Raw genomic sequence first — 8,329 nt, 5'->3', positions numbered from 1 at the left:
GGCGAGCCTCACAATCGTGTTGGAGATACCCGTCATACTACGCGCCGAACTGAAATCGAGACCAGAGCAAATCATGATAAACCTTCGTTCTCTCAACCTGTTACAATCAGTCATGTCGTTAGCGTTGGGACACTAGTGATACTCTATATAAGCCTGCGAACGAAGCCGTTCCAGCCAGGTGTTTCGCTTCTTGCCGAAACTCTCCCCCTGCAGCTTATCCCTGATGGAGTCGGCCACTTTCTCAAACGGCAGGGGCTTGGGCTCTTCGCGCTCCGTCACTGTTATCAGGTGCAGGCCGAACTGGCTGCGGATCGGCCCCGCCACTTCACCGGGGCGCATGGTAAAGGCCGCGCTCTCAAACTCCGCCAGCATCTTCCCCTTGGAAAACCACCCAAGGTCGCCCCCGTCGCGCGCCGCGCTGTCCTGCGAGTTCTTTTTCGCCATTTCCGCGAAGGCCGCTCCGGCGGCGATCTCCTTTTTTATCCTGTTAAGCCCGGCAGATGCGTCTTCGAGCTTCGCGGGGCCAGCGTCCCTTGGAATCAGCGTCACGATATGGCTTATCCGCACGCGCCCCGGCTCCAGGAACTCGCCGGACCTGCGCCTGTAATATCCCCGCACCTCGTCGTCGGAGACCTGCGAGCCGCTTATCTCCATCCCCGTGATCCGCTGGATGGCCATCTGGCTTTTGAGCTTCTCCCGGTATTTCTCCATCGTCATCCCCTGGCGGCCGAGCGCCTCCTCGAGGAATTCGCTTGTGATCCTGTTCTCCCCCTTTATCCGCTCGATGGTCTGGTCCACCTCGCTTTCCTTGATGACGACGTTGTTCTCCTTCGCGTAATGCGCGATTATCTTCTCGTCTATCATCAGCTTGAGGGTGTCGGCCTCATTGAGCTTTTCCGCCGGGACCGGGCCCCCCTGCGCCGCGAAAGAGCGCATCAGCGCCATCTGCGAGCGCACGTCGGAAAGAAGGATTATCTCCCCGTTGACATTGGCCACGATCCTGTCCACAACATCCGCCCACGCGCCGGACGCGCTAAACGCCGTGGAAAGAATCAGCGCCGCGGCCGCTGCGGCAAGGCTTCCGGATAGACCGTGACCGAAAGGCTGTTTTTCACTTTTGAGAGCCAATCCGCAAACTCCTTTTCCCGTTTTTTCGCAGTTAAAATTTCAACCATGTTGCCACGCGCTTCCTCCATCTTCATGGCGCGCGGCGTCTCCCTTTTGAGGACCCTGAATATATGGTACCCATACGTGGACCTGACCACGTCCGAAATGTTTCCCTCCTTGAGTCCGAACACGGCATGCTCAAACTCGGGAGGCAGCTGCCCTTTGGCGTAATATCCCAGGTCCCCCCCCGTCTGGGCGTCCGGGCTCTGGGAATATTTCTTGGCTATCAGCGCGAAATCATCACCGGCCGTCACAAGCCTTTTGGCCTCCGCCGCCGCTATTTCGTCGGTCAACATTATCTGGGCCACGCGCACGCGCTCCGGCCACCTGAACTCCCTGGCGTTCTCCGAGAAATACTGCCTGATTTCATCTTCGGACACCTTTATTTTCTGGTCAACCTCCCGGGAGACCAGCTTTTTTATCCGCATGTTCTTTTCCAGCGCCGTTTTCCACTCTTCCAGGGTGGTCTTGCCCCGTTCCATCGAAAGTTTCAACGAAGCCTCGTCATATTCCCCCACCAAAGCGCGGATTTCCTCTTCCAACTCATCTTTGGAGATGGTTACCCCTTCTTTTTCCGCCTCCGCCTCCAGCGCAAGGTCGTCTATCATCCTGTTGAGGACGGACTTTTCCAGATGTTCGGCCTGCGGGGCCGTCATGGCGCCGGTCTTGTCCAGTTGAAGCATGGACTTGTATTTCCTGACCTCAAGATCATACTGCGCCGCGCTCAGCGTCTTGTTCCCGACCTTGGCCACAGTCTTCTCCATCCCCGCGGGGGAGGCGCTTTCCTTGTCCTTGCCCCAGGAGCATCCGGACGCCAACATCGCCGCGGCCAGCGCAGCCGCCAAAATAATCTGCCTGAACATCATATATCCCAAGTGATATCCTCCCGCCCATCCGGAAGGTTTGCCGCTAAATTTTTAATTATATCATTTCCGAGGATGCTTTGCGGCCCGGATAACGCGGAGCGAATCAGGCGCGATGGTATTTCCAGACTCCGGGAGCAATCACCGGGCGATACCGGACGAATAGAAAGCGATTCGGTCCTTGCCGTTGGCCTTGGCGATATACATCGCCTCATCGGCCTTCTGGACGATGTCATGGGGATTGTCCGAATCTTCCGGATACAGGGCGACGCCAAGGCTGGCAGACACCCGCACCGAACCGTTTTTCACGATGAATTCCTCTCTGACCGCTTCCAGTATCTTTTCGGCCACTATCTTCACGCTCTCCATCGTCCCCACGTCTTCCAGGATCACCGTAAACTCGTCCCCGGACAGCCTGGACAAAGTGTCCTCTTCGCGCAAAAGCGCCGTAAGCCTGATTGCCACGCCTTGCAACAGCATGTCCCCCGCCAGGTGCCCGTATGTATCGTTCACAAGCTTGAATCCGTCCAGATCGAAGAAGATCAGGGCCACCTTGGTCTTCAGCCGCTTGGCGTGCAGGATGGCGTGGTTGAGCCGGTCCCCGAAAAGTATCCTGTTGGGCAGCCCCGTGAGCGGATCGTGATAGGCCCGGTGCCGTATCTCCTCTTCCTGCCTCTTGGCGTCGCTGATGTCGCGGAAGATGGACACGTAGTGGACTATCCTGTTACTGTCGTCCTTCACGGCGCGGATGCTCATGGCCTGGGGATAAACGCTTCCACCTTTCCTGCGGTTCCATATCTCGCCGCTCCACACTCCGCCGCTCTTCAGGCTTTTCCACAAACGTTTGTAAAACTCTTCGTCATGCCTGTCCGACTTTAGCATGCTGGACTTTTTTCCGACCGCCTCCGCCGCCGTGTATTCGGTGATTTTCGTGAATCCGGGATTGACCGAGCTTATCACCCCGTGGGAGTCCGTCACCATCACGCCGTCCGAGGTGTTGTCCACCACAAGGCACGCCATGCGCTTGCGCTCTTCAAGCAGTTTTGCCTCCGTCTCGTCGAGGATCATCACGGCAAGATGGGGAGAATCCAGGTTTCCCCGCGTGATGGATGAAACCAGCGTTTTTCCCCACACTGTCCTGCCGCCGGCGACATACCTGAGTTCCGTCCTTGCGCAAAAGGTCTTGCCACCGCGGAATTCACCGAGCAGCCTGACCATCTGCCCGGCCTCCTCGGGATGGATCAAACTTGTCAATGCCCTGCCCCTCAGCTTTTCGGTGGGGCCGAACATCTCCTGGAAACAGGGGTTGGTGTCGTAAATATTTCCGGTGGAGTCCGTCAGCGCTATGCCCATGGCCGAATCCTCGAAGACCGACCGGAACTTCTCTTCGCTGGCCACAAGCGCCTTGAGGATCCGCTCCCGCTCGATGGCGTGACGTATGGCCCGGTCCACCATGGCCGGGGTCATTTCCTCTTTGACAAGGTAATCGGCGGCCCCTTTGCGCATGGACTCCACGTCAATAATGCCGTTCCCCTGGCCGGTAAGGACTATTATGGGTATCCCTATCCCGCTCTCCTTGGCCTCTTCCAAAAACTTCAGGCCGTCGTACGCGCCGATCCTGTAGTCCAGAAGGACGGCGTCATATGCGGCCGACGATGCCATGGAAAGCCCCCGGGGGGCGGACTGCGCCCAGTTTATCTCGTATTTGCCAGGCTCGATGTCGTCTAGCATGTCCCGGACAAGAACGTAGTCGTCAACGCTGTCGTCAATCATCAGGACGCGTTTTTTGACCCTACCCGCCATTGATACCTCCAATCCCCTTTGACGGCATCCGGACTATCCCGAACCAATAGCCAAGGATATCCCGGAAAAGTTCCGCCAGGGCCGGGATTTCGTGGGGCTTGACGTGGTAGGAGTTTGCGCCGGCCTCATAGCTCCTGTCTATGTCCAGGAAGGACGAGGATGTTGAAAGCACCAGCACCGGCAGGCGCCGCAGGCTGCTTGTCGCCCTGATCTGCCTTATGGTCTCAATCCCGTCCTTGCGCGGCATGTTCAGGTCCACAATCACCAATGACGGCATCGGCCCGGTCTCCCCGCTTCCCGGCATGGCCCGGCGGTGGAGCATATCCATGACCTCCACGCCGTCGGAGGCGAAGATGATTTCCACCGGTGAATTTCCATCGAGAGCCTCCTCGAACGCCTCGCGGATCATCTCCTAGTCGTCCAGGTTGTCCTCTGCTATGAGCACCACTTCTTTTTTCTGCAAGTCACTCTCCACCTGTCACGCCTCCACCGATTTTAAACGGATCGTGAATTTGGCCCCGACATCGGGATAGCCGTCGGCGCTCACCGTCCATGCGTGCCGCTCCACTATCTTGCGCACGGTGGCAAGCCCCACTCCTGTCCCTTCATACTCGCTGTAACCGTGCAGGCGTTCGAATATGTTGAATATCTTGTCCGCGTACTTTGCGTCGAATCCTATCCCTTCGTCTTCCACCACCACGTCCCACACGGCGCCCCCTTCGCCGGCCCGCGCCTTTTTCCCGTATATCTTGATCACCGGCCGCTCTCCGGGCTTGTGGTATTTCATTGCGTTGGAGACCAGGTTCTGGAACATCTGGCGCATCTGCGAATTGTCAGCCCGGACAACCGGCATGGGGCCAAGTGTCACATGAGCGCGGCTCTGCTCTATCCTCCCGCGCATGTCCTCGAGCAGGGCCTCGAGCACCTGGTTCAAGTCCACACGTTCAAAGTCCAGTTGGCTTCCTGTCACGCGGGAGTAATGCAGGAGGTCATGTATAAGCTGGCTCATCCGCTTGCCCGCCACGCGTATGCGCCGCAGGTAATCGGCCGCCTTGGGGCTAAGCTCGCCGGCGAACTTCCCCTCCAGCCTGTCGGAGAAGGCGATTATCGTGCGCAACGGCTCCTGAAGGTCATGCGAGGCCACATAAGCGAACTCCTGCAGTTCCCTGTTGGTAAGCTCCAGGCTCCTGGCGGCGATCTCCAATTCACGCCGCTTCTCCCGGTCGGAAATGTCGCGCAGCATTGAGATCACCGTGGCGCGCCCTTGCAGTAACAGCCGGTGGGAGCTTATCTCCACGGGGATAATTCTTCCATCTTTTGCTTTTAGCGCCCAGTCGAAAATCGCCCGGCCATCTTTCATTATTTTCGCGCCTACTTCCGGCAGTTTGGCTTTTAACTCAGGATTGTCAGGAATCAAGCTGTCCGGCGTCATCGTCAGCAGTTCATCCCGGGAATAGCCCAGCATCTTGACCACCACATCGTTTGCGTCCAGGAAATTGGACGCCGTCACCCCGTCCACGTCCCTTGAAACGACGAATACGGCGTCCAGCCCGTTGTTGAAAATGGCCTTGTATTTGTCCTCGCTGCAGCGGATGGCCTCCTCCTGCGCCTTTTGCACGGTAAGGTCCGTCGCCATGCCGTTTATGATGGTCTCGTCTCCGTTGGCGCGCATGCCGATGGACCGGTCACGGAACCAGAGCCACTTGCCATTGCAGTTTTTAACGCGGTACTCGACGTCGAAATGCAGCCCCAGGGTCAATTCCTTCACGGCCAGCGCCACCAGCGGAAGATCATCGGGATGGATGGACTGGTTCCACAGGAACGGATGTTCGTACATGTAGCCCAAGGGGTAGCCTAAAATCTTTTCAGCGCTGGCAGAGTAATACACCCCGCCTCTCTTGTCCGAAAATGAATAGATGATGTCCGGCGAGTTGTCCGCCAGTTGCTTGTAGCGCTCCTCGCTTTGGCGGATCGCCTTTTCCGCTTCCACCCGGATGGATATGTCCCGCAAGGCGGTCACATGCTTTACTTTGCCCCCTTCCTCGAACACTCCAACGCACAGTTCAACCGGGAAAACAGTTCCGTCCTTCCTCTTCATGCGGCGCATGGTCACCCGGTGGCTTGCCACGTTGTTGTCAGCAATCCGCCTGAAAGCGTCAAGGGTGCTCTCCGGCTCCGCCGAAAGGTCCACCGGGCCCATGGACAGCATCTCCTCCCGGGTGTATCCATACATCTTCATCGCGGCGGGATTCACGTCCTCGTAGCGGCGTGTCTGCGCGTCCACCACCACAATGGCGTCGGATTCGTTTTCGAACAGGGCGCGGTAGCGCGACTCGCTGGCCTTCAATTTCGCCTCCGCCCGCTTGCGTTCGGAGATGTCCCTGATGATGGAAATATAATAATCGCTGTCCAGCATCTTTATTTTCTGGGAGCTGATCTCCAGTTCCAGGACTTTTCCGCCTTTCCCCTGGCTGCGCCATTCGAAAACGGCCCTTCCCCTGGAATTGATTTCCGCAAGGATATCCTTGAGCCTGGCCTTGTATTCCGGATCAACCGTCACCGAAATCGGGGAAAGTTCCATGAACTCCTCCCTCGAATAGCCGTACAGCTCCACCGCCTTGTCATTAACGTCAACAAACCTCAAAGGCATGCCCGCGCCGTTTAACAGGGTGACGGTGACGGCGTCGTTCCCGCCGTTGAACAGGGTGCGGAACTTTTCCTCGCTTTGCCTCAGTTTCTCTTCCGCCTTCTTGCTTTCGGTTATGTCCTGGATCGTTCCCATCATGCGGGCCGGGGCGCCTGTGGCGTCGCGGTACACCTCCCCCCTTTCATGGACCATCCTCACGGAACCATCAGGAGTGACGATGCGATGATCGGTATCATATTCGGCTCCGTGGCTCAAGGCTTCGCCTACTGCCTTGAGGACGATTTCCCTGTCTTCCGGGTGGACATAGCTTATGAACGCCTCGTATGTGGCCTCAAACTGGAGCGGCAGAAGGCCGAATATGCGGTATGTCTCGTCGGACCATATCAGGTGGTCGCAGTCCACATCCCACTCCCAATAGCCAAGCCCGGCGATTTTCTGAGCCTCGGCCAGGAGCCGCTCGCTCTTGCGCAGACGCTCCTGCGACTTCTTCATTTCCGTGATGTCCTGCGCCTGCGTTATCAAGTGCATCGGCGCCCCGTATCCGTCCCTTACCAGGGCCACGTTGAGCAGCACCCACACCGTCTGCCCCCCCTTGCCCATGTAACGCTTCTCCAGGGTCATCACATCGTTGTTCCCGCGGACAAAAGAGTCGAAGGCCATGATGTTGCTCTTCAGGTCGTCCGGGTGGGTAAGGCCGGACATTTTCTTGGTCAAAAACTCTTCTTTTGTGTAGCCGAGCATCCGGCAGAAAGCGTCGTTGACCTTGAGCACGCCGCCATCAAGGTCCAAAAGGGCCTTGCCCACGGAACCATGGTCAAATATCAGCTTAAAATGCTGCTCGCTTTTGCGGAGGTTCTCCTCCGCCGCCAGCGCCTGCGTCATGTCCCGCAAAATGGCGTGGGCGCATTTGATTCCGCCGATTTCGACTATGCTTGCGTTCAAGTCCACCACCGCCGTCCCGCCATCTTTTTTCAATATCAGCGCGCGGGGAATATGCACGGAGCCTTTTTCCCAAAGCTCGCCAAATTTTTTTGAATATTCATCCGCGTTTCCAGCCGGGTGCATCTCCCGTATGGAAAGGCCAAGCAACTCCTCCTTTTCCCGGCAAAAGAGTTTTCCGGCGCTGGCGTTGGCGTCAATGACGCGTCCGTCAACGCCGGCAAGCAATATCGCGTCCCGCGCGTCCTCAACCAGGGCGCGGTATTTGCGCTCGGACTCTTCGAGGGCCTTGCGGGAGGATATTCTTTCGGAGACGTCACGCAGGATAATCATCCGCACCTGCTCGCCGCAGCATTCAAAGATGTTCCACGATATCTCGGCGGGGAAAACCGACCCGTCCTTTCGCAGACACTCGGCTTCCCTGCCCAGTTCTTGAAGAAGACTTTCGTCGTCCTGGGGGGGATTGGTGAAAAGGGACCTTAACGTCAGACCCGCCGTTTCTTCCCTTGAATAGCCGAACATGGCGATGAAGGCGGGATTGACCGTTTCGATATTCCGGCCATGCTTGAAAGTTACCACGGCGTCCGGCGAAGTCTCTGAAAGCGACCTCAACTTGACGTCGTCACTGGATGGCAGTTTCGCATCAACGGTAAAAAATGGGCGCATAAAGGCGCGTTCCCCTTTTTGGGAAATAAACCATCTTTGGCGGCGTTAATTCAGTTCGTTATGCGCCGCTCCACCATGTTTTTCTTTTAACTCTTAATTCAATTAGAGTCAATCCCTTTTTTAGTTGAAACTCCCGGCATGACCGTCACGCCGCTTTCACCATTATCTTCCCCGCCAGAGCCCGTTTCATGATCTCACGCAGTTCCGGCAGGTGTTTATAACCGCTCACTTTCCTCAACCTGGG

The 8,329-nt window shown here is 57.1% G+C and carries 5 protein-coding genes; all 5 read right to left on the bottom strand.

The features are described from left to right. Positions 1-132 precede the first annotated feature (132 nt). The 5 genes from HZB29_12830 to HZB29_12810 all read right to left on the bottom strand — a co-directional run bounded on the left by HZB29_12830 (position 133) and on the right by HZB29_12810 (position 8,085). The gene (locus HZB29_12830) at positions 133-1,128 is read right to left on the bottom strand and encodes a peptidylprolyl isomerase (protein MBI5816483.1); all 996 of its coding nucleotides are present in this window, start codon (positions 1,126-1,128) and stop codon (positions 133-135) included. Then, on the bottom strand, positions 1,053-2,030 hold the full coding sequence (locus HZB29_12825) for a peptidyl-prolyl cis-trans isomerase (protein MBI5816482.1): 978 nt from the start codon (positions 2,028-2,030) through the stop codon (positions 1,053-1,055). Before HZB29_12825 ends, HZB29_12830 begins: the two co-directional genes overlap by 76 nt. Before the next feature lie 141 nt (positions 2,031-2,171). Continuing rightward, positions 2,172-3,833: a diguanylate cyclase gene (locus tag HZB29_12820; GenBank protein ID MBI5816481.1), complete on the bottom strand. Its 1,662-nt coding sequence runs from the start codon at positions 3,831-3,833 to the stop codon at positions 2,172-2,174. Beyond that, complete coding sequence (locus tag HZB29_12815) at positions 3,823-4,242, bottom strand: response regulator (protein MBI5816480.1); 420 nt, start codon at positions 4,240-4,242, stop codon at positions 3,823-3,825. The genes HZB29_12820 and HZB29_12815 overlap by 11 nt, the downstream gene beginning before the upstream one ends. 69 nt (positions 4,243-4,311) lie before the next feature. After that, positions 4,312-8,085, bottom strand: a complete 3,774-nt coding sequence (locus HZB29_12810; GenBank protein MBI5816479.1) for a PAS domain S-box protein — start codon at positions 8,083-8,085, stop codon at positions 4,312-4,314. Positions 8,086-8,329: the final 244 nt, after the last annotated feature.

The organism is Nitrospinota bacterium (assembly GCA_016235255.1).
GTDB lineage: Bacteria > Nitrospinota_A > UBA7883 > UBA7883 > JACRLM01 > JACRLM01.
This window is presented reverse-complemented; position numbering and strand designations above follow the sequence as displayed.